The organism is Vibrio scophthalmi LMG 19158, from assembly GCF_000222585.1.
Classification (GTDB): domain Bacteria; phylum Pseudomonadota; class Gammaproteobacteria; order Enterobacterales; family Vibrionaceae; genus Vibrio; species Vibrio scophthalmi.
Window position 1 is genome coordinate 1 of sequence record NZ_AFWE01000190.1, and the last position, 19,968, is coordinate 19,968.

Consider the following 19,968-nt stretch of genomic DNA (forward strand, 5'->3'; position numbering starts at 1 on the left):
AAGTCGCAATATTAAATCAGTCCGTATAATACCGCCTTCACGACGGTGGCGGTTTTATTGGACGTATTGAGCTTTTTGGTCGCGTTATTAATGTGAAAGGTCACGGTACTTTCGGCAAGGCCAAGAATAATGCCAATTTCCTGAACGGTTTTACCGTCGGCGCTCCATTTCAATATTTCCGTTTCTCTTGGTGTTAATTCGCTCACTTGAGTGAGCAGTTTTGGCACCGTCATAAATTTTTGGAATCCTTGATCGGCCACACTAGTCAGCCATAGCAAATAAGGTGTTTTGCTCATCATTTCAGCATGGCTAATCACTTCCATCCCCCGCGAAAACGAGAGTAGAGACGCGCTGCCTTCCGGTAAATGTGTTGGTTTTGACCAACCGCGATAGACACCATGAGCGCGAGCTTGCTGCCAAAATTCGAGTTTATCATCGGTGAGACTTTGCCAATTGATATAGTGTGAGCTCCGTAGCCCCATACGAACAATAGGATCTTGCAGCGCCAATCCTTGCTCTTGATAAATACTGTTCCACTGTTTGGAGTAAGAGCTAACCATCTCAATTTTTGGGGAGGTAATAGGGTGCTTGACCCTAATGCCATAGGCAAAGTTATCGAAGCCAAGTGCTTGGGCTGATTTGCTAAGAGTAACGGTGAGATCTTCTTGTGACTGGCAGGAAGTCAGTTGCTGAATATATTCTTCAATCAATGCGATATTGTAATTTATGACCATTTTTCGATTTACTATCCTTATAAATAGCTTCATTTTTGAGCTGTTGATTAAGAATGGTGCTGATGAAGATCAAAGATAACCTATGGGTTTATTTTTATTCAGTAGTAAAGTGGCTCCATGTTTTATCGAATTCTAAACGCTATCCTGCACTAATTGTGGTTGAATATTAAGAGGAACTTTCATCTTGATTCTAAAAGTTTTGGATAACTCACTCTCTCGAGTGGAGGACAATATATTTCGCCTTGAATGCTCAGCTTTTGAGCGTTCAAGTTTAACGTTACTCGATGCTGGGCTCTATGATGATCCGACCAGTTTGCAAAGTGGCAGTGTCGCGCCATTAAATGGTTATGCTGAGTGGGTGAGTGACACAAAACCGGCCATTTCTGTTGGCTTTGATTGGTCTTTTCGTGGTGGCCAATTGAGCTTTGAGGGCGAACCTTTTGCTAACTTCATTCTGCAAACGTCGTATGGCGATGATCTATCGAATGAGGCGAATTTTGCTCAGATTAAAGCATCTCTAGAGAGTTTGAATTGGCAAAAGACGGTGTTGAGTTATTTGGCTCAAGCCTATCAATAGTCGTCAAGCTAGTACTTTTGAGAGCTAGTTTTTATTGTATATCCCACTACCTTATCCCTATAGGAAATTAGACTCTGAGGTAGTATGCATTACATTACTGGCACGGCTCTTGAACTCAATGAGGCGACTAAGCTAGCTCTCTATAACTATCGATATGAGGTCTTCATAGACAACCTTAAATGGGATGTTATTGAGGGTTATGGCTCTGATATCGAACGGCTGGAAAAAGATCAATTTGATACTGATGAAACACTTTATGTGATCGCACGAGAACAAGAATCAGTGGTTGGTTGTGCGCGGCTATTACCGACTTCGCAACCCTACCTTTTGAAAGATGTTTTCCCTGAGTTATTGAATGGTATGCAAGCACCTGAGTGTGATGATGTTTGGGAGCTGTCACGCTTTACCAGTTTTGACTGTGAGAACAAATGGCAGCAAACCAGCACTCAGTTCTCGGCTGAATCTACGGTTATTCTGCTGCGCAAAACCTTAGAAGTGGCGAAATCGCATGGTGCCAGAGCGTTAGTGAGTGTTTCACCGATCGCGGTGGAAAGATTGTTGCGCCGCGAAAATTTCTCCTCACGCCGACTTGGTCCACCGATTCGTGTCGGTGGCCAGTTGTTGATCGCCTGCTGGATTGATGTTTGATCTCTTAGTCAGCGACTCGTTTGCTTGTGCTGAGAATGATGCAGATAAAGGGGAAACTTTTTGAGTGCGATAAAAGAGATAACCACACTCACCAGTGAACATAATACTAACACTGTTGACTTGGCTAGGTTGATAGAGGGTGAGTGGTATTACGTTATCGACAATTGTGGCTGCTCGTCGGTTGGTCAATGGCAATCATCACATGATCGTTTATCTTCAACGCAAGGTGATGGTATTAATGTCGCTAGCGCGAAAGAGATCATTAAAGTGGCTGAGTTGCGATTTAAGAACAGTCGAGAGTTTCCCCTCCTTAATCACCCTTTTGTTCAGCGCCGTTATGGCTTCAAAATATTAATGGAAGTCCCGCAGCAGGGTTTTACGTTAATCAACGTAGAGCAAGCGATGGATGTCCATGAGTCCTTTCCCTTCAATTATACCGTCATGCCTTAACGTCAAAAGCATTATAGAACCAGCATGATGCTGGTTTCTTTTCGTTTATCGAGTGCTAAGACTTTGAGAAGCTCATGGAAGATCTATTCATACAGATCTTTAGGTATCGCCATTAAACGCTATAGTCGCTGTGATTACCGCTATTTATTACATATTGGTAATAATGAATTGCACTTTACAGGGATTATCATAAATACGTAAACATCTATACTGACCCCAACAACGAAGCGGCGAGATAAATCACTCTCAACTAAGCTTACTTCGAATTGATTCAAATCTTATGACGGCCTTACTTATTGTTGGCCTAACAAAGGAAAATCTAATGACGCTTGAAATCAAACCGGGTCAAACTCACATCAAATCAAAAGCTATGGTTGCATGGGCTGCAGGCGAACCACTTAAAATGGAAGAGGTTGATGTACAGCTCCCTAAAGCAGGTGAAGTACTAGTGCGCATCGTTGCAACGGGTGTTTGTCACACTGACGCGTTCACGCTATCAGGCGATGATCCAGAAGGCATTTTCCCATCTATTTTAGGCCACGAAGGTGGTGGTATTGTTGAAATGATCGGCGAAGGCGTGACGAGCGTTGAAGTGGGCGATCATGTGATTCCGCTGTACACCGCCGAGTGTGGTGAGTGTAAATACTGTAAGTCAGGTAAAACCAACCTTTGCCAAGCGGTTCGCGAGACTCAAGGTAAAGGCCTAATGCCTGATGGAACAAGCCGTTTTTCAGTGAATGGTGAAACCATCTTCCACTACATGGGTTGTTCTACTTTCTCTGAGTACACAGTGTTACCAGAAATTTCACTCGCTAAAGTTGCGAAAGATGCACCATTAGAAGAAGTTTGTTTACTTGGCTGTGGTGTGACTACCGGTATGGGTGCTGTGCTTAACACGGCGAAAGTACAACAAGGTGACACCGTTGCGGTATTTGGTCTTGGTGGTATCGGTCTTTCTGCAATCATTGGTGCGCGTATGTCTGGTGCGAAAACCATCATTGGTGTTGATATCAACGAAAGCAAATTCGAACTAGCAAAACAGCTTGGCGCGACTGACTGCATCAACCCAATGAAGTTCGACAAACCAATTCAAGATGTGATTGTTGAAATGACTGATGGTGGTGTGGATTACTCATTTGAGTGTATCGGTAACGTTAACGTGATGCGTCAAGCACTTGAGTGCTGCCACAAAGGTTGGGGCGAATCTGTCATCATCGGTGTTGCTGGTGCAGGTCAAGAGATCTCAACTCGTCCATTCCAATTAGTGACGGGTCGTGTATGGCGTGGTTCTGCGTTTGGTGGTGTAAAAGGCCGCTCTGAGCTTCCAGAAATCGTAAACCGTTACATGGCTGGTGAATTTGGTCTACAAGAATTCATTACGCACACCATGGGTCTACAAGACGTCAACGAAGCTTTTGAATTGATGCACAAAGGCGAGTCGATCCGTACTGTCCTACATATGGATAAGTAATTTATATCAAATAGTAATAGCGGTTGAGTCTTAATAAAACGTTCACTGCTGCTATGACAAAGGCCGAGATTTTACTGTTTCTCTCGGCCTTTTTCTTTCTGTTCGCATTTCCATTTTATTTTCATAGGTGAGTAGAATGTTCTTACGTGAGTGAGTCAGTTCTCTCTGCCATCCCCAATTTAGAACCATAGGAATTTCTTGATGAGCTGGCTGTTTATTGTTTTTGCCGTACTGTCTGAAGCACTGTCGCACGTTGCACTTAAAGCGACGGATGGTTTTAGTTTATCGAAACCACTTCCAGCAGCCGTTGTGATAGTGGGGCATTTGACGGCATTTCTATTTTTAAGCCAAGCGATGAAAGGCATGCCTGTTGGGGTAGTGCATTCGTTATGGGCGGGTTTGGCAATCGTGGCTGTCAGTCTGATTTCCACTTTTGTCTACCGTCAGCATCTTGATCCTATGGTGTGGGGTGGTATCGCTTTGGTTGTGGTTGGTGTGATGATGATTAACTTCTCACAAGGTCATGTGCATTAAATGCAATGGTTATTGCTGGTTTGCGATAAGGGAAGCCCTAAATGGGAAATGATGAAAGCGCCACATTCAAACAATGTGGCGCTTTCTTTTATTGCTTGCTATTGAGGTAAGCTTTGGTCGAAATATCGGTCCATGAACGTACTTTGCTTAAGTATTGTCGTTGTGATTCGATAATACGTTTTGCGAGTGGATCTTTGGCTGCTAACTCCTCGAGTAGCGTCTGCTTTTCTTGATTTAGGCGGCCTAATACTTCTGGCGGGAACTCGAGCACTTGGATCTCTGGATACTCTTCGCTCATCGAGGCCCAACTATTCGCGTTGGCATCGATGGCTTGGGTGTACATGTCAAAAGCTGCGACGCGAAACGCGGTTTCAAGGATTACTTGCAGATCTTTAGGTAGCTTGTCCCAAGCGCGTTTATTGACGAGAAATTGTGTTTCTGAGCCCGGTTCTTGCCATGCGGTGTAGTAGTAAGGCGCGATTTTATGAAAGCCCATACGTAAATCAAATGCTGGCCCCGCCCACTCTAGGGCATCGATCGTTCCACGTTCAAGTGATGTATAAAGTTCTCCCGGCGCAATATTGGTTGGTTTCGCGCCCACTCGAGCCATTACTTCACCTGCGAAACCCGGAATGCGCATCTTAAGACCTTTTAGATCATCGATGGTCTTAATCTCTTTTTGAAACCAGCCGCCCATTTGAATATCAGAGTTGCCTCCAGGGAAAGACAAGAGGTTGTGCGGAGCGTACACCTCTTGCATTAATTCCATACCACCACCGTGATAGAACCAAGCGTATTGCTCTGTCGACATCATGCCAAAAGGCATTGCCGAAAAGTACAAGGTATTCGGTACTTTGCCTTTCCAGTAGTAGGAGGCGGAATGTCCCATATCGTATTGGCCCGATTTGACCATATCAAATACACCGAGGGGTGCTTTATGTTTGTTGGCAGAATCAATGCGAATTTGTAGGCGGCCGTTAGACATCTCTTCGGCGAGCTTAGCCATGTTTTTTGATGCGTCACCGAGAATCGGGGTATTCGGTCCCCATGTTTCGGCGAGCTTGAGTCGGTAAACTTTCTCTTGAGCAAGGGCACTATTCGAGACTAAGCCGACCGAGAGAGCGGTGAGCAGTGTCAGTGCGGGTGTGAACCATTTTTTCATTGTTATAACTTCCTGTCATGACGGGTTGAGCATCGAATAGGGTTCTTGTTCTGTCTTTACACGTCAAGGTTGGGGAGGAAGGCAGAGAAACAAGTAATGAGTCGATAGTGCTGCTCATTGATTCATCTATGGTCGGGATAGCCAGTGTTTACTGGCATGATCTTTTGCTCGTAATGCGATGTTTTAATAATTTGGTGAATAGTAGTGTTATTAAAAATCTCGGCCATCTCACAGCAAGGCGCAAACGCCTTGCCAAGTTACAGCCTTATTTTTGTCGATGATACGCGATGTATTGCTCAGCGAGAGGCAAGCCCATATAGCGGCCTAATGTTCTAATTGGCACTTGGCGTAGATCGACCACAATCAGCCCATCGAGCGCATGATTAAATTCGGGGTCGACGTTAAAACTGACCAGTTTGCCGTTTAAAGCCAGATACTGACGTAACAAAACCGGCACGCTTTTTCCTTCATCCATACGAGCAATCACTTTTGATAGCAGCTGTAAATCACCTAAGGCACTGAGCATGCTAGTATTCCAATAAGTTTTACTGTGACTTAATGGATGCGAGGCGGTGACTAACTCTGCGCTGTGATTGTCGAAATGATGCATCTCCATCGATTCAGCGAGCAATTGACGAGCGCTTTGACTGTAATGATTGCTAATGCTAACGGGGCCAAATAGATGAGTGTAATTGGGGTTACGTTGAATGAATGTTGCAATGCCTTTCCATAACAGCAGTAGCGCACTCATGCTACGTTGATATTCTGCAGCAATGACCGAGCGCCCCAGTTCGATGGATTTCCCCATTCGGTCGATAAATCGCTGATCATAATCAAATAGGGTTCTTGAGTAGAGCGAATTGATGCCGGAATGCTCCATCAGTCGGTCGACTAGGCCTAATCGATAAGCGCCAACCAAGCGACGTTGTTGTCGATCCCAAATAAAGAGATGGCGATAGTGAGGATCAAAACGGTCAATATCGAGCGCTTTACCGGTGCCTTCTCCCACATCTCGGAAATTTTGTTCACGGAGTCGACCAATCTCATACAGCAGATTTGGTATATATTTCGCTCGGGTGCAGTAGACATCAAATTCCCCACTGCTGAGCAAGTGATCGTGTTTTGGTATGGCGTTTAAGTCTTCTTCGTAGCGAACTAAATCTAATGCGGGTGAAACAGGCGTTTGTGGCTGAGCGTCACAAAATAGATCTCTATGTTCAGACTGTGGTTTTAACAGATAAGTATTGAGTCGCAGGTAATTGACTAAGCTTTCGTCATCGAGAGCGCGGATTTCTTTGTAGTTAATGGCACTGCCAATCGCAATTTCGATGGGCTGGTGGGATTTGTTTAGCAACTCTCGCCCCAGCATGAGTGTGCGTAGCAACGAATGCACTTTACCGGCAAGATAAAAGCGTTTTGAATTTTGACCGTTAATGAAAATAGGTAGGGTGGTCGCGGCACTTTTTTTGATTAATGAGCTGACCGATCGGCTCCAAGCTTTATCTTCTATTTGATTGGTTTTGCCATCGACTAACTGGGACACTTCACCGGCAGGAAAGAGCAATAGTAATCCGCTTTGTTCTAGATGACGATGCGCCTCACGTAGCGCTTTTAAATTGGCTTTATGGCGCTCTTTCCCCTCAAATACATCGACACCGATAAATAATGAATCGAGTTCGGGAACGGTTTTTAGATAGTGATTAGCGAGTATTTTTACATCAGGGCGGATCATTAACAGTAGCTCCGCCAGAATTACCCCTTCCACACAACCTAACGGATGATTGGCAACAATGACCGTTGCTCCTTGCTCAGGCACCTGGTTAAGCGATCCCTTAATGATCTGATAGTCGATACCAAGGACTTGCAGGGTGAAGCGCAAGAAGGTTTCTGTATTACATTGCGCCGGACGTTGAGCATAAAATTTATCTAATTTGCTTAGGCCGGTCGCCCATTCAGTAACCTGTTCAGCCAATCCAAATGGTGTTTTACGTGGCAAGCGAAAAGGGCTAGTAACTTCCATATTTTCCTCGAACTCTCATTAACTCATAACGAGTGTATGGCGCTTATATGTCAGTGATGCTGCAATTTAGTGAGAGTATGATGAAAGGTCACGGGCTGTTTTAGTGGTAATTATATACGTATAGCTATGAATTCGTGGAGCTGATCACAAACATATTTATAAAGGTAATCATGTGATACAAAATTAATGTCAGTGTGATTTAAGCCAAGTTTATTTTAAATTAATCAGCATAATATCATCACAAACATAATGAAGTATCACATGATTGCTTAATGGAGGTTTGTATGGAAAAGGTAATGCGGTTTATTGAAAGTCGCATGATGCCAATTGCAGGTAAAGTGGCTCAACAGCGTCACTTAGGAGCAATTCGCGACGCATATATATCATTTATGCCGTTTATTATTGTCGGCTCCATTCTACTTGTTATTAGTTCTTTCCCAAGCGCGAGCTACAAAGAGTTTATGGCGTCTATATTTGGTCCCAATTGGGGGGCAAATATAGAAATACCATTTTCGGTTATCTTCTCTGGAATGTCTCTGTTCATCTCTTTTATGGTCGCATACCGTCTTGCAGAGCGTTACAAGGTTGACCGAATTTCCGCCGGTGTTCTTTCTCTTTCTGCATTTATGGTTTTAACTCCATTTGCTCATGTTGAAGGGGTTGGTACCGTTATTCCTACTGAGTGGTTGGGGTCGAAAGGCCTATTTGTGGCTATGATCGGTGCTCTATTGTGGACAGAGATTTTTCGTTGGTTCATTGAAAAGCGCATCACAATCAAAATGCCAGATGGCGTGCCACCAGCAGTTGAGAAGTCTTTTGCAGCTTTAGTTCCAGCGACGGTTGTTTTGTGTTTAGCACTTGCAATTCGCCTTGCTTTTGCCGTGACTGATTTCAATACCATTCACCAATTTATTTATGATGTATTAGCAACACCAGTTCGATCATTTGGGACTTCTTACTTTGGTGCTTTAATGACATCGTTGACCATTACTTTACTTTGGTCTGTCGGTATTAACAGTGGCTCAATGGTGAACGGCATTATGCGTCCTGTATGGGCTGAAAACCAACAAGATAACTTAAGTGCAATGGCGAATGGTGTCACGCCTCCACACGTTGTAACAGAGCAATTTTTTGACATTATTTGGATGGGGGGCGCGGGTGCAACGCTCTCATTGATCATTGCTATTCTGATGTTTGCTCGCTCTCAACATATTAAGAAAGTAGGTAAATTAGCTGCAGGTTCGTCGATATTTAACATTAATGAGCCAGTGCTATTTGGTCTACCTATTATCATGAACCCAATCATGTTGATTCCATTCAACTTAGTGCCTTTGGTGTTGGTGACGCTGCAATACGTCGCAATGTCGATAGGTTTGGTATCAACCACAACGGGCGCCTTTATCCCTTGGACATTACCACCTGTGTTGTCTGGGTTTATCGTAACAGCGAGTATTTCAGGCGCTGTTATGCAGATAGTCAACCTAACTATTGGCGCCATGATCTACCTACCGTTCCTTCGTATTATCGATAAACAGTATCGCAGTACAGAAGTGCCCCAAGAAACAGAACTAAAAACAACATTAGAAACAGCAAAGGCTTAATCGATGGAAATAAAAAACTGGGGAATTATCGCTACATGGCGAATGGCATTTGATGGCATCTGTGAAGGCGCGGACATGTTACAAAAATGCCAAACCGCCAGTGATGCCGTATTAACTTCGGTAACTCGTGTTGAAGATTATCCATACTACAAAAGTGTTGGGTATGGTGGTTTGCCAAATGAGAAAGGTATTGTTGAATTGGATGCTGCTTTTATGCATGGCACGACCATGGCTTTAGGGGCGATAGCGAGCGTAAAAGACATCGCAAACCCGATTTTGGTTGCAGAAAAATTAAGTCGTGAGCGCTTTAATAGTTTTATGGTTGGAGACGGCGCAGAGCAATGGGCATTTGACCAAGGCTTTGAAAAGAAAAATATGCTCACTGAACGCGCTCAGCAACATTATGTGAAGCGTTGTCGCGAAACCATTTTACGAGGGCTTTCTCCTTATACAGGGCATGATACTGTTGGTATCGCAGCATTGGATACTGAAGGCCATATCTGTGTTGGTACTTCAACCAGTGGCCTCTTTATGAAGCGTCCTGGTCGTGTTGGCGATTCGCCTGTTTCAGGTTCAGGCTATTACGCTGATAGTGACATTGGTGCCGCAACCGCAACAGGTCTTGGCGAAGACTTGATGAAAGGCTGCATTAGCTACGAAATAGTACGTCGGATGGGGGAGGGAATGACGCCTCAGCAAGCCGCAGATAGTGCTGTCCGAGAGTTAGAACAAAAACTGATTGCTCGTTATGGAAAGGCGGGGGATTTATCGGTGGTTTGCATCAATAAAGAAGGAGAATTTGGTGCAGCAACCAATATTGATAGTTTTACGTTTTCTGTGATGACTGCGAAGCACCCTGCAATGGTTTATGTGTGTGAGCGTGATGAACAAGGTTTTACGCATTATTCCCCAGCTAGCCAAGAGTGGCTGGATGCATATCAAGCGCGTATTACTGCACCAATAGAATAGTTAGGAGTTTATAATGAAAAAGATTTTGCTTATTTGCGACATGGGAATGTCGACTAGTTTAGTGGTTAAACGAATGCAAGAAGCAGCACAAGCAGAAGGCATTGAAGCATTAATTGAAGCGAAAGGCTCACAGGATTTTGAAGATTGCGCAGCGGAATTTGATTGCTACTTACTTGCTCCTCAAATCAGCTATAAGTTGGCCGACTTTCAAGTGGTCGCTGGTGCTCATAACCGCCCTATCGCATTGATCAATATGATGGACTACGGGATGACAGATGGTAAGAAGATTCTCGCTCAAGCTCTGAATATGACGGCTTAGAGGCTGGAAAATATGAATAAAGATCAATACGAAGAATGGGTGATGTCGCTTATCGTACAGGCAGGACAGTGCCGAAGTATGTTGATGAACGCGATGCGTGAAGCCCGAGCGGGTCATTTTTCTAGCGCAGAAGAATTACTTACAGGAGCAAAGCAGGCTTTAAAAGAGGCGCATCACATTCAAACTCAATTGATTGAGTTTGATGAGGGCGAAGGGAAGCTACCAGTCCATATTGTTATGGTGCATGCCCAAGATCACTTGATGAATGCGGTATTGCTAATGGATATGGCTGAGGAAATCATTGATTTAAGAAAGGTAAATCAAGCATAGAAGTGCTTATTCCGTGCATAATTTAGTCACAAAACAGGGAGCTTTAGCTCCCTGTTTTGTTTTTCCAATATCCGCTCGGCGTCAGGCTTTTTAAGCGACTTCGCATTACGCGTTTATTCAGGAGATCTTCATAGTTCAGCAAAATTGACGGTAAGCCTAGACGTTTATCAAAGTGCTCTCCATCGAGGAAGTATTCATAGTTTTGTTGAAAATTTACCGCTTCCTCTGTCTCTAAAGTAAAAAGAGAATATTCATCATGAAGTTGCCATGCTATACCCATATTCTCTGCCCATTGGATTGCAAAAGGTTGATTAGGCAAAATCATATTTTTGATAGTGTATGGCAGTGCATGCTTAGCAAACTCGCTTAAACCATCAATAGCTTTATGATCATCTAAGGATGGAATTAAAGCAAAGCTGACAAAACCAGAGTACTGCTCCGTTAACACTAATAAATAAGGAGATTTCTGGGCTAGTTCTACCGGAAGCTTTAACATGTCTACATCGACCGTTCCAACTTGATTAAGAGTTGGTTTAGTCATTCGAGGAACTTGGTATTTCTTCAAGCAACGATTAAGCACTGCTCGTGATAAGGCCTTATTGATAAGTAATTGGGCAACTTCGAGCAGTTCATCAAGCGATAACGAAAGGCGATGGCGCAAATAGATAACAAGCCATTCTTGTTCTGGAGTTAGACGACGGTGAATCACTTTAGGCCGGTGGGATTTATCATAGACATTTTCACGATGACGCCACTTTTTTACCGTATCTATCGAGATACTTAATTCATGCGCTAGGTCGGCATCAGATTTTTCTGAATTTTTAATATATTTGCGAATCTTGGGTGTGGTCGCAGCGTTTGAATGAAGTTTAATTTCCATATAAATAGACAATCAAAACCTATATTTTATCGTGATTCAATATATCACGACTTGAGCTGCAGGACATCCAGTCACAGTATGTGACTTGATGTCCGTCGCTATTTACATTACTGCGCAATCTTGGCGTATTGACGCAATAAATCCGTTAAGGTTGTCACCCATTCTAAGGTGTTTTCTGGGCTCTGTTTTAGGATTACTTCCACGTGGTTGCAATGCACCTCTAAAGGAATTGCACGCTCAAGATGAAATGAGATCGCGTAAAAGTGCCACAATAGCAGGCGTTGCATGCGCAGCGTATTTTGCTGGGCATTTTCTGATTCTTGAAATAGAGCGGGTAATTGGCTCAGAGCGATGGCATTAAGACGTAACATCGCATCGAGCTGAGCTTCATGCAGTTTATCTTCTGATTCGGTTTCTTCACCATCAAAAGTAAAAATTTCGCTAAGGTAATCTTCAGGTACTAAGCGGTGAACCATTCGTAGGCTAAGTTGTTCTAGCTCTTCACGAGGCATATTCGCTAAGCATTGGTAAGTATAATCAAGCTGCATGGTCATCTATTTCTATATGGTCAATCTGTGCTGTATTGTAGCGCGTAAAAGCGAATTTGCACTCTCTTCATCTCGTACTCATCGCGCCCTTCGGTATTTAGATGGCGGAGAGATGGGCAGAAGATAGGAGCAGATTAAGCGCTGTAAACCTCACCCAACACCGCGTATTGTTTTTCTTTACGGAAACGTTTGCCGCAAAGGTTTAAATTACTTGTCATCTGCAAAATAACCCTGTAATTTCTCCGCCTTTAAACGATAGCGCAACCCTTAGGGTGCGGTGTTTAAGCCTAGTTATTGCTTTGTAAAACTCCATCAATGATCTATTCCAACCAGGCATGGGTAGGCCGTGAATCCATCACGCTACAATGCTTCTTATGGTATTAAGTCATAAAATTGAATAGGAAAACTCATGTCTAATAAGACTCCCACTCAAAATACGCAAAATAGCTCATCCGCTTCGTCGCCAATGGCGAGCAAACTGGATAGCTACTTCTCGATCTCGCAACGCGGTAGTAACGTGCGCCAAGAAATGCTGGCAGGTTTAACGACATTTCTTGCTATGGTTTACTCAGTCATTGTGGTGCCAAGTATGTTGGGTGCGGCTGGATTTGATCAAGGTGCGGTGTTTGTTGCGACCTGTTTAGTGGCGGCATTTGGTTCATTATTGATGGGGTTGTGGGCGAACCTGCCGATGGCGATTGGTTGTGCGATCTCATTAACCGCATTCATGGCCTTTAGCTTGGTATTGGGACAAGGTGTCTCTATTCCGGTTGCGCTGGGTGCTGTCTTCCTAATGGGGGTGGTGTTTACCGCGATTACCGTAACAGGTTTACGCCAGTGGATTTTGACACACTTACCCGTCGGTATCGCACACGGTACTGGGATTGGTATCGGTCTGTTCTTATTGCTTATCGCCGCCAATGGTGTGGGGCTGGTAGAGAAGAATCTTGCAGAAGGTCTACCGGTTAAATTTGGTGACTTCACCTCTTTACCTGTGATGATGTCGGTACTCGGCCTTGCCGCTATCTTTGGTTTGGAGAAGCGCCGTGTACCAGGTGGTATCTTACTGGTTATCGTAGTGATCTCGATCTTTGGTCTTATTTTCGATCCAAATGTGACCTACCATGGTTTGTTTGCTATGCCATCATTTGGCGGCGAAGGCTCTCTATTTGGTTCGATGGATGTTATGGGTGCATTTAGCCCATTAGTACTACCAAGCGTATTGGCTTTGGTGATGACGGCGATCTTTGATGCGACTGGTACGATTCGCGCAGTGGCAGGTCAGGCGAATTTACTGGATAAAGATGGCAACATCATCGATGGCGGTAAAGCGCTGACCTCGGATTCTGTGAGTAGCATTGTCTCTGGTGCTGTTGGTGGCGCTCCGGCGGCAGTGTACATTGAATCTGCAGCAGGTACGGCGGCTGGTGGTAAAACCGGTTTGACGGCTGTGGTTGTTGGTACCTTGTTCCTAGCCCTCTTGTTCATCTCGCCAATCAGTTACCTAGTACCAAGCTACGCAACGGCGCCTGCGCTAATGTATGTTGGCCTATTGATGCTGAGTAATGTGAGTAAGCTTGATTTTGGCGACTCAATTGATGCTTTGTCAGGATTAGTGTGTGCCGTGTTTATCGTGCTTACTGCCAATATCGTCACCGGTATCATGCTTGGCTTCCTATGTTTGGTCGTTGGTCGCGTTATCTCTGGCGAGTGGAAGAAGCTTAGCTTTGGTATTGTGGCTCTAACCGCGGTGCTAGTGGCGTTTTACGCGGGTGGTTGGGCTATATAGGTTGGGCTATCTAGTTAGCGACCCAATGATGCATTAAAAATGGCTGCCTAGAGGCAGCCATTTTTATATTCAGAGCTTAGGCTATCAAGCACAACAAGGCGCACTGTTATTGGCTGAAATTACATTATTACGTCCGGCGGATTTAGCTTGATAGAGCGCTTCATCCACCTTATTTAAGAAAAACAAGAAGTCTTCATCACCTTGTGGGGTATGACAAAACACGCCAATCGAACAAGTGAGCTGATGGGAGCGTTTTTTCTCTTCGTTTGATAGTGTCACGTTCGCGATGCTTTGACGGACTGTTTCAGCAAGAGCTGTGCTATGTTGGTAGTGGGTATTGGTGATAACCACCAAAAACTCTTCCCCACCCATACGAAAAGCATGACCGCCATATTGCTTGCTTAGCTGAGATAAAATATCACCAACAGATTGAATCGCTTCGTCGCCTTTGAGGTGGCCAAGTGAATCATTAAGAGATTTAAATAAGTCTAAATCGAGAGAAATAAAACTAAGCGCGTGTTGCTCAAGTTTGGCCCGTTGAATTTCAGGCTGAATAACATTCATAAAATGACGTCGGTTAAATAGGCCTGAAAGTTCATCTATGATCGCGAGTTGCTGTAGTTTCTGATTCAGAGCGGTAAGCTCTTTTTCAGCAATAATGCGGCGATGTTTTTCACGGATCAATTCAATCGCATGGGATGACAGTTCGTCGTACATGGTTAATACGGTATCAATCAGTACACCAACGGAACCTCGCATTTGCTTTCGCGCCTGCTTCTTCGCTTCATCTAACGCCATGCCGTCTTTCAGTCCATGCACGACTAAGCTCATCTTTTTATCGTTATCAAGAATATGCAGAGCGAGCCAACGAATAAGAAACTGCAGTACATTTTCAATCGTATCTTGCCAACAGTTTGTAATGGCAGCGTGTTTGATTTTTTCAATGTCAGGTAGGAAGGACTCATGCGTATCGGTATGAGATAACATCCAGTTATCTTGCTGGAAGTATTCAGACCATACTTGTTCTTCCTCGGTAAAATGGTACGTCGCATAGTTGGCGAGTTCATCAAACACTTCAGCAACTTCAATCCGATTTTCATGCACTAAAGAATTGGCGAGTTTATTGACGAGTTGAAACAACGTCTTATGCTGGGCATCAATGTGATCTATTCCAGTTTCAAAATTAGGGTTCCAAGGAAAAACCACGATCTCGCTATTTGGCATAATAACTACAGCTTATATTTTTCTAACCAGTATGAATTTTACTAGTCAGCGTTCTAAATAAACAGAGTCTTAAAGGGTTAATTTGAGGTTGAGCCCATGGCTTGAATGAGAAGGGTATATTGAGATGCTAGAAAAGCAAAAGGCTCGTAGATTTCTCTACGAGCCTTTCTAAATTTGGTGGCCCCTCCCAGACTTGAACTGGGGACCAATCGATTATGAGTCGACTGCTCTAACCACTGAGCTAAGGGGCCTTTAAGGTGACTGATTATAGGGGAAGCGCCTTGGAGTGTCTAGCCGAGTAGGGGGGTAATTCCGTTTAGTTTTTATTCAGTTAAACGCGCTAGATACAAAAAAGGTGAGCCAGAGCTCACCTTTTTCTTTAATTGCTTACGAATTACTCGTCTAGGAAGCTGCGCAAGGTTTCTGAGCGGCTTGGATGACGAAGTTTACGTAGTGCTTTTGCTTCGATCTGACGGATACGTTCACGCGTCACGTCGAACTGCTTACCCACTTCTTCTAGAGTGTGGTCAGTGTTCATATCGATACCAAAACGCATGCGTAGTACTTTTGCTTCACGAGGTGTTAGACCCGCAAGAACATCTTTGGTTGCAGCGCGCAGGCTAGTTGCCGTCGCTGAATCAAGAGGAAGTTCTAGCGTAGTATCCTCGATGAAGTCACCTAGGTGCGAATCTTCGTCATCACCGATAGGTGTTTCCATTGAGATTGGCTCTTTAGCGATCTTCAGTACTTTACGGATCTTGTCTTCTGGCATTTGCATGCGTTCAGCAAGTTCTTCCGGTAGCGGCTCACGACCCATCTCTTGTAGCATTTGACGAGAGATGCGGTTCAGTTTGTTGATCGTTTCGATCATGTGAACCGGAATACGGATCGTACGGGCTTGGTCTGCAATCGAACGAGTGATTGCCTGACGAATCCACCAAGTCGCGTAAGTCGAGAATTTGTAACCACGACGGTATTCAAATTTATCAACCGCTTTCATCAAACCAATGTTACCTTCTTGGATCAGATCCAAGAACTGTAGACCACGGTTGGTGTATTTCTTAGCAATCGAGATAACTAGACGTAAGTTCGCCTCAACCATCTCTTTCTTCGCACGACGAGCTTTCGCTTCACCGATAGACATACGACGGCTGATATCTTTGATGCTTTGAACCGTTAAAGAAGTCTCTTCTTCAATGATTTTAAGCTTTAGGATAGAACGACGGATGTCATCTTCGCTTTGGCGAATTTTATCTGCGTATGGCTTATCTGATGCCAAAACTTCATCTAGCCAAGCATCGCTTGACTCATTGCCAGTAAATAGCGTGATGAATGATTTCTTCGGCATTTTGCCGTATTCAACCGTTGCCTTCATGATCAAACGTTCTTGAGTACGAACGCGTTCCATTGAAGTACGTAGCTCTTCAACTAGGTAGTCGAATTGCTTCGGTGTTAGACGGAATTCTTTAAACACATCAATCACTAGTGCATGAGCATCTTGTGCTTGTGCGCTGTCATGACCGTGTTCGTTAACCGCTAGCTGATGGTTTTGGAAGGTGTTGCGTAGAGCGGTAAATTTCTCAAGCGCAAGCTCAGGATCAATACCAGTATCTTCTTCAGCTTCTTCTTCATCGCTGTCGTCACTGTCGTCGTCAGAATCATCATCTTCGTCTTTAAGATCTGTTTCTGTGAGTTCAGAACCGATGTGTGTCGCGGTTGGTGCTGCAGTTTCATCTGCATCAGGATCAACAAAGCCCGTGATCAGGTCAGTCAGACGTAGCTCTTCAGCTTGAATACGGTCGAACTGTTCAAGAATGTAAGGAATTGTACCTGGGTATTCTGCAACGGCGTTTTGAACTTGGTTGATACCATCTTCGATACGCTTCGCGATATCGATTTCACCTTCGCGCGTTAGCAGCTCAACAGTACCCATTTCACGCATGTACATGCGTACTGGGTCGGTTGTGCGGCCAATTTCACTTTCAACGCTTGAAAGTGCCGCTGCTGCAGCTTCTGCTGCATCTTCATCGGTGATGGCGTCATCATCGTTCAGCGCAAGATCATCAGCATCCGGAGCAGTTTCTACTACTCGAATACCCATGTCATTAATCATCTGAATGATGTCTTCAACCTGCTCAGAATCCACGATTTCTGCAGGCAGGTGGTCGTTAACTTCTGCGTAGGTCAGATAGCCTTGTTCCTTGCCTTTAATGACAAGTTGTTTTAGCTGTGACTGCGGATTTTGATCCATAGACGGTATCCAACTTAGTATCTGGTGAAGGAATTAGTATGCGATATGCAAACCATACATGTTAACAAATTAATTGTTTGCTGCCTAATTAAACAGGGTTACGCTTTTAAATCTAGCATTAACGCTAGTAGCTCCCTTTTCTCTTCGGCTGATAAACCGATGCTTCTTTCTTTGGCTTGCAGATTTTCAATTTGCTTTTCGACGCACTGGGAAAGGATCTTATCCAATGAATCTAAAAATATATCTTTTTCATTGTCGTCTACGAGGGGGATTAGCCATCCCGCGAGACGTGACAATAGGGCCTCATGGCGACTATTTCGCCAATGCTCAAGCAATTGGCCTGTGTTGATATGGGGGTGCGATTGACAATATTCAAGCACCTCAATGAATAAACTTAATCCTGGAACCGTCAAGTGCTTCACGCTACTTAGATCCGGTACCATTTCAGCATAGCTCGGATTTTGAATTAGCAAAGCGATCACTTCACGCATTGGTGTGCGCTTGATCTCTTTGTGAGGCTGAGGTCGCTCCTCTTTTTGCCCTTCTTTACTGATCAATTGCTGAAGTTGTCGTTCATCCATTAAGCCAAGGCGTTTACCGAGTAAATCTCTTAGGTAAAGTCGCAGTGTGCCACCAGGTACTTTGTCAATCAGTGGAATGGCGAGACTGGTGAGTTTTGCCATGCCTTCTCGTGTGGATGTATCCACTTGCTGCATCAATGAACTGAACATAAATTCAGATAATGATGTGGCAGAATCGAGTTGTTGCTCAAACGCTTGTTTGCCGTGTTGACGGATATAAGAATCTGGATCTTCACCATCTGGGAGAAACATAAACTTCAATTGTCGACCATCGGTCAAATAAGGCAATGCATTTTCCATTGCGCGCCATGCCGCTTCACGTCCAGCTCTGTCACCATCGTAACAGCAGACCACCAAGCTTGTTTGTCGAAATAAGACTTGTAGGTGATCGCCTGTGGTTGAGGTGCCAAGCGAGGCGACCGAATAGTCGACGCCATATTGCGCTAAAGCCACCACATCCATATAGCCTTCTACGACAAGGATACGAGGTGGTTCACGATACGCCTGTAAAACTTCATAAAGACCATACAGTTCTTTGCCTTTATGGAACACTGGCGTCTCAGGAGAGTTGAGGTATTTTGGTGTCCCTTCGCCAATCACGCGGCCACCAAAACCAATCACACGACCACGACGATCACGGATCGGGAACATCACACGACCGCGGAAACGGTCATAACGATTGCCTTTATCGTTTTCGATTAGCATGCCACCAGAAACCAGCATATCTTGGCTGTTTTTCTGTTGACCAAAGTTCTTTCTGACGAGATCCCATTCATCGGGAATATAGCCGATGCCAAATTTCTGTACGATCTCGCCAGAGAGGCCACGATCTTTCAGATAATCAATGGCGATCTTACTCTTCGGTTGCTTGAGTTGATCACGATAAAACTGACCAATGCTGCCCAAGAGATCGTAAAGCGATCGTTTTTGATCGCTACTTGCCTGAGGTTGATCGTTGCGGAATCCACCGCCTTGGCGCTGCTCGCGTGGCACATCTAGGCCCATAAAAGAGGCGAGCTCTTCTATCGCTTCAACGAATTCTAAACGTTCATACTCCATCATGAAGTCGATGGCATTACCATGCGCACCACAGCCAAAACAGTGGTAAAACTGCTTCTCTTGGCTGACGCTAAATGAGGGGGTTTTTTCGTTATGGAAAGGGCAGCAAGCACCGTAGTTCTTGCCTTTTTTCTTAAGTTTCACGCGTGCGTCAATGATATCGACGATATCAAGTCGAGCTAGGAGGTCATCAATAAAACTACGAGGGATGTGTCCAGCCATAAAACCTAACAAAAAAGAAAAGAGAACAGAATGGATGAGTTATGCAATCTAGTATCGCAGAAGCGGTTGATTATTTCATGCATTCAGATACAAACAAGCCGCGCTATCCAATGGAATGCACGGCTTGTTGCAATAGGGTTGGGTAATTAAGCCAGCTTAGCGCGAACTAAACCACTTACTTTACCCATATCTGCACGCCCTTGAATCTGTGGTTTAAGAACGCCCATTACATTACCCATGTCTTGCATGCCCGCAGCACCAGATTCAGCAATTGCCGCTTCAATAAGCTGCGCAACTTCTTCATCGGTGAGCGGTTGAGGCATGAAATCCTCAAGCACTGTAATTTCGGCGCTTTCCACGTCTGCTAAGTCTTGACGACCCGCTGATTCGTATTGAGCGACAGAGTCGCGACGTTGTTTAACCATTTTAGTCAGCACAGCAAGAATGTCGTCATCGTTCAGAGTGATCTGTTCGTCAACTTCACGTTGCTTAACGGCTGCTAAGGCTAAACGAATAGTGCCAAGGCGTAACTTATCCTTGGCTTTCATCGCTAATTTTTGCTCGTCTTTGAGAGTATCAATGAGAGCCATAACTATTTC

General features: G+C 44.4%; 19 protein-coding genes and 1 tRNA gene. 10 read left to right on the forward strand and 10 right to left on the reverse strand.

Annotated features, from left to right (window positions below; all coding sequences use genetic code 11):
- Positions 1-11: 11 nt before the first annotated feature.
- On the reverse strand, positions 12-734 hold the full coding sequence (locus RH88_RS16365) for an autoinducer binding domain-containing protein (protein WP_005598051.1): 723 nt from the start codon (positions 732-734) through the stop codon (positions 12-14).
- A gap of 184 nt (positions 735-918) precedes the next feature.
- Between RH88_RS16365 and RH88_RS16370 the strand changes: the two genes are divergently transcribed.
- From RH88_RS16370 to RH88_RS16390, 5 genes are all read left to right on the forward strand, one after another.
- Positions 919-1,311 (forward strand): DUF4902 domain-containing protein, encoded by a 393-nt coding sequence (locus RH88_RS16370; protein ID WP_005598053.1) that lies wholly within the window; start codon positions 919-921, stop codon positions 1,309-1,311.
- Positions 1,312-1,395: 84 nt separating this feature from the next.
- Positions 1,396-1,959, forward strand: a complete 564-nt coding sequence (locus RH88_RS16375) for an acyl-homoserine-lactone synthase (protein WP_005598054.1) — start codon at positions 1,396-1,398, stop codon at positions 1,957-1,959.
- A gap of 60 nt (positions 1,960-2,019) precedes the next feature.
- The gene (locus tag RH88_RS16380) at positions 2,020-2,409 is read left to right on the forward strand and encodes a hypothetical protein (RefSeq protein WP_005598056.1); all 390 of its coding nucleotides are present in this window, start codon (positions 2,020-2,022) and stop codon (positions 2,407-2,409) included.
- A 322-nt stretch (positions 2,410-2,731) separates the two neighbouring features.
- On the forward strand, positions 2,732-3,880 hold the full coding sequence (locus RH88_RS16385; protein WP_005598059.1) for an S-(hydroxymethyl)glutathione dehydrogenase/class III alcohol dehydrogenase: 1,149 nt from the start codon (positions 2,732-2,734) through the stop codon (positions 3,878-3,880).
- Positions 3,881-4,081: 201 nt separating this feature from the next.
- Entirely contained in the window at positions 4,082-4,414 is a 333-nt protein-coding gene (locus RH88_RS16390; RefSeq protein ID WP_005598061.1) for a DMT family transporter, read from the forward strand.
- An 88-nt stretch (positions 4,415-4,502) separates the two neighbouring features.
- Here RH88_RS16390 and RH88_RS16395 read toward each other — a convergent pair whose 3' ends face one another.
- Both RH88_RS16395 and RH88_RS16400 read right to left on the reverse strand, forming a co-directional pair.
- A complete protein-coding gene (locus tag RH88_RS16395) occupies positions 4,503-5,576 on the reverse strand; it encodes a TRAP transporter substrate-binding protein (protein ID WP_005598063.1) in 1,074 nt (357 codons plus the stop codon).
- A gap of 265 nt (positions 5,577-5,841) precedes the next feature.
- The gene (locus RH88_RS16400; protein WP_005598066.1) at positions 5,842-7,596 is read right to left on the reverse strand and encodes a lysophospholipid acyltransferase family protein; all 1,755 of its coding nucleotides are present in this window, start codon (positions 7,594-7,596) and stop codon (positions 5,842-5,844) included.
- A gap of 284 nt (positions 7,597-7,880) precedes the next feature.
- Here RH88_RS16400 and celB point away from each other — a divergent pair, with 284 nt between their 5' ends.
- From celB to RH88_RS16420, 4 genes are read left to right on the forward strand one after another with little or no spacing between them, the layout of a single operon-like run.
- Positions 7,881-9,197 (forward strand): PTS cellobiose transporter subunit IIC, encoded by a 1,317-nt coding sequence (celB, locus tag RH88_RS16405; RefSeq protein WP_005598068.1) that lies wholly within the window; start codon positions 7,881-7,883, stop codon positions 9,195-9,197.
- Positions 9,198-9,200: 3 nt separating this feature from the next.
- Positions 9,201-10,166, forward strand: a complete 966-nt coding sequence (locus tag RH88_RS16410; RefSeq protein ID WP_005598070.1) for a glycosylasparaginase — start codon at positions 9,201-9,203, stop codon at positions 10,164-10,166.
- A gap of 13 nt (positions 10,167-10,179) precedes the next feature.
- Positions 10,180-10,485, forward strand: a complete 306-nt coding sequence (locus RH88_RS16415; RefSeq protein WP_005598072.1) for a PTS sugar transporter subunit IIB — start codon at positions 10,180-10,182, stop codon at positions 10,483-10,485.
- Between the two features lie 12 nt (positions 10,486-10,497).
- A complete protein-coding gene (locus tag RH88_RS16420) occupies positions 10,498-10,815 on the forward strand; it encodes a PTS lactose/cellobiose transporter subunit IIA (RefSeq protein WP_005598074.1) in 318 nt (105 codons plus the stop codon).
- A gap of 43 nt (positions 10,816-10,858) precedes the next feature.
- Here RH88_RS16420 and RH88_RS16425 read toward each other — a convergent pair whose 3' ends face one another.
- On the reverse strand, positions 10,859-11,695 hold the full coding sequence (locus tag RH88_RS16425; RefSeq protein WP_005598076.1) for a hypothetical protein: 837 nt from the start codon (positions 11,693-11,695) through the stop codon (positions 10,859-10,861).
- A 107-nt stretch (positions 11,696-11,802) separates the two neighbouring features.
- The gene (locus RH88_RS16430; RefSeq protein ID WP_005598078.1) at positions 11,803-12,243 is read right to left on the reverse strand and encodes a hypothetical protein; all 441 of its coding nucleotides are present in this window, start codon (positions 12,241-12,243) and stop codon (positions 11,803-11,805) included.
- A gap of 409 nt (positions 12,244-12,652) precedes the next feature.
- On the opposite strand from RH88_RS16430, the gene RH88_RS16435 reads away from it, so the two are divergent.
- Entirely contained in the window at positions 12,653-14,032 is a 1,380-nt protein-coding gene (locus RH88_RS16435; RefSeq protein WP_005598080.1) for an NCS2 family permease, read from the forward strand.
- Positions 14,033-14,116: 84 nt separating this feature from the next.
- On the opposite strand, the gene RH88_RS16440 is transcribed toward RH88_RS16435, so the two are convergent.
- The 5 genes from RH88_RS16440 to RH88_RS16460 all read right to left on the reverse strand — a co-directional run bounded on the left by RH88_RS16440 (position 14,117) and on the right by RH88_RS16460 (position 19,959).
- The gene (locus tag RH88_RS16440) at positions 14,117-15,256 is read right to left on the reverse strand and encodes a GGDEF domain-containing protein (RefSeq protein ID WP_005598081.1); all 1,140 of its coding nucleotides are present in this window, start codon (positions 15,254-15,256) and stop codon (positions 14,117-14,119) included.
- Between the two features lie 175 nt (positions 15,257-15,431).
- A tRNA-Ile gene (locus RH88_RS16445) sits at positions 15,432-15,507 on the reverse strand.
- Between the two features lie 143 nt (positions 15,508-15,650).
- Complete coding sequence (rpoD, locus tag RH88_RS16450; RefSeq protein WP_005598084.1) at positions 15,651-17,507, reverse strand: RNA polymerase sigma factor RpoD; 1,857 nt, start codon at positions 17,505-17,507, stop codon at positions 15,651-15,653.
- A gap of 98 nt (positions 17,508-17,605) precedes the next feature.
- Complete coding sequence (gene dnaG, locus RH88_RS16455) at positions 17,606-19,369, reverse strand: DNA primase (RefSeq protein WP_005598086.1); 1,764 nt, start codon at positions 19,367-19,369, stop codon at positions 17,606-17,608.
- A 146-nt stretch (positions 19,370-19,515) separates the two neighbouring features.
- Positions 19,516-19,959, reverse strand: a complete 444-nt coding sequence (locus RH88_RS16460; RefSeq protein ID WP_005598088.1) for a GatB/YqeY domain-containing protein — start codon at positions 19,957-19,959, stop codon at positions 19,516-19,518.
- Positions 19,960-19,968 lie beyond the last annotated feature (9 nt).

Coding starts and splice junctions, on each gene's coding strand:
- RH88_RS16395 (WP_005598063.1), bottom strand. CDS start 5,576: ATGAAAAAATGGTTCACACCCGCACTGACACTGCTCACCGCTCTCTCG.
- RH88_RS16460 (WP_005598088.1), bottom strand. CDS start 19,959: ATGGCTCTCATTGATACTCTCAAAGACGAGCAAAAATTAGCGATGAAA.
- RH88_RS16415 (WP_005598072.1), top strand. CDS start 10,180: ATGAAAAAGATTTTGCTTATTTGCGACATGGGAATGTCGACTAGTTTA.
- celB (WP_005598068.1), top strand. CDS start 7,881: ATGGAAAAGGTAATGCGGTTTATTGAAAGTCGCATGATGCCAATTGCA.
- RH88_RS16435 (WP_005598080.1), top strand. CDS start 12,653: ATGTCTAATAAGACTCCCACTCAAAATACGCAAAATAGCTCATCCGCT.
- RH88_RS16425 (WP_005598076.1), bottom strand. CDS start 11,695: ATGGAAATTAAACTTCATTCAAACGCTGCGACCACACCCAAGATTCGC.
- RH88_RS16440 (WP_005598081.1), bottom strand. CDS start 15,256: ATGCCAAATAGCGAGATCGTGGTTTTTCCTTGGAACCCTAATTTTGAA.
- RH88_RS16420 (WP_005598074.1), top strand. CDS start 10,498: ATGAATAAAGATCAATACGAAGAATGGGTGATGTCGCTTATCGTACAG.
- RH88_RS16375 (WP_005598054.1), top strand. CDS start 1,396: ATGCATTACATTACTGGCACGGCTCTTGAACTCAATGAGGCGACTAAG.
- dnaG (WP_005598086.1), bottom strand. CDS start 19,369: ATGGCTGGACACATCCCTCGTAGTTTTATTGATGACCTCCTAGCTCGA.
- RH88_RS16390 (WP_005598061.1), top strand. CDS start 4,082: ATGAGCTGGCTGTTTATTGTTTTTGCCGTACTGTCTGAAGCACTGTCG.
- RH88_RS16410 (WP_005598070.1), top strand. CDS start 9,201: ATGGAAATAAAAAACTGGGGAATTATCGCTACATGGCGAATGGCATTT.
- rpoD (WP_005598084.1), bottom strand. CDS start 17,507: ATGGATCAAAATCCGCAGTCACAGCTAAAACAACTTGTCATTAAAGGC.
- RH88_RS16430 (WP_005598078.1), bottom strand. CDS start 12,243: ATGCAGCTTGATTATACTTACCAATGCTTAGCGAATATGCCTCGTGAA.
- RH88_RS16400 (WP_005598066.1), bottom strand. CDS start 7,596: ATGGAAGTTACTAGCCCTTTTCGCTTGCCACGTAAAACACCATTTGGA.
- RH88_RS16385 (WP_005598059.1), top strand. CDS start 2,732: ATGACGCTTGAAATCAAACCGGGTCAAACTCACATCAAATCAAAAGCT.
- RH88_RS16365 (WP_005598051.1), bottom strand. CDS start 734: ATGGTCATAAATTACAATATCGCATTGATTGAAGAATATATTCAGCAA.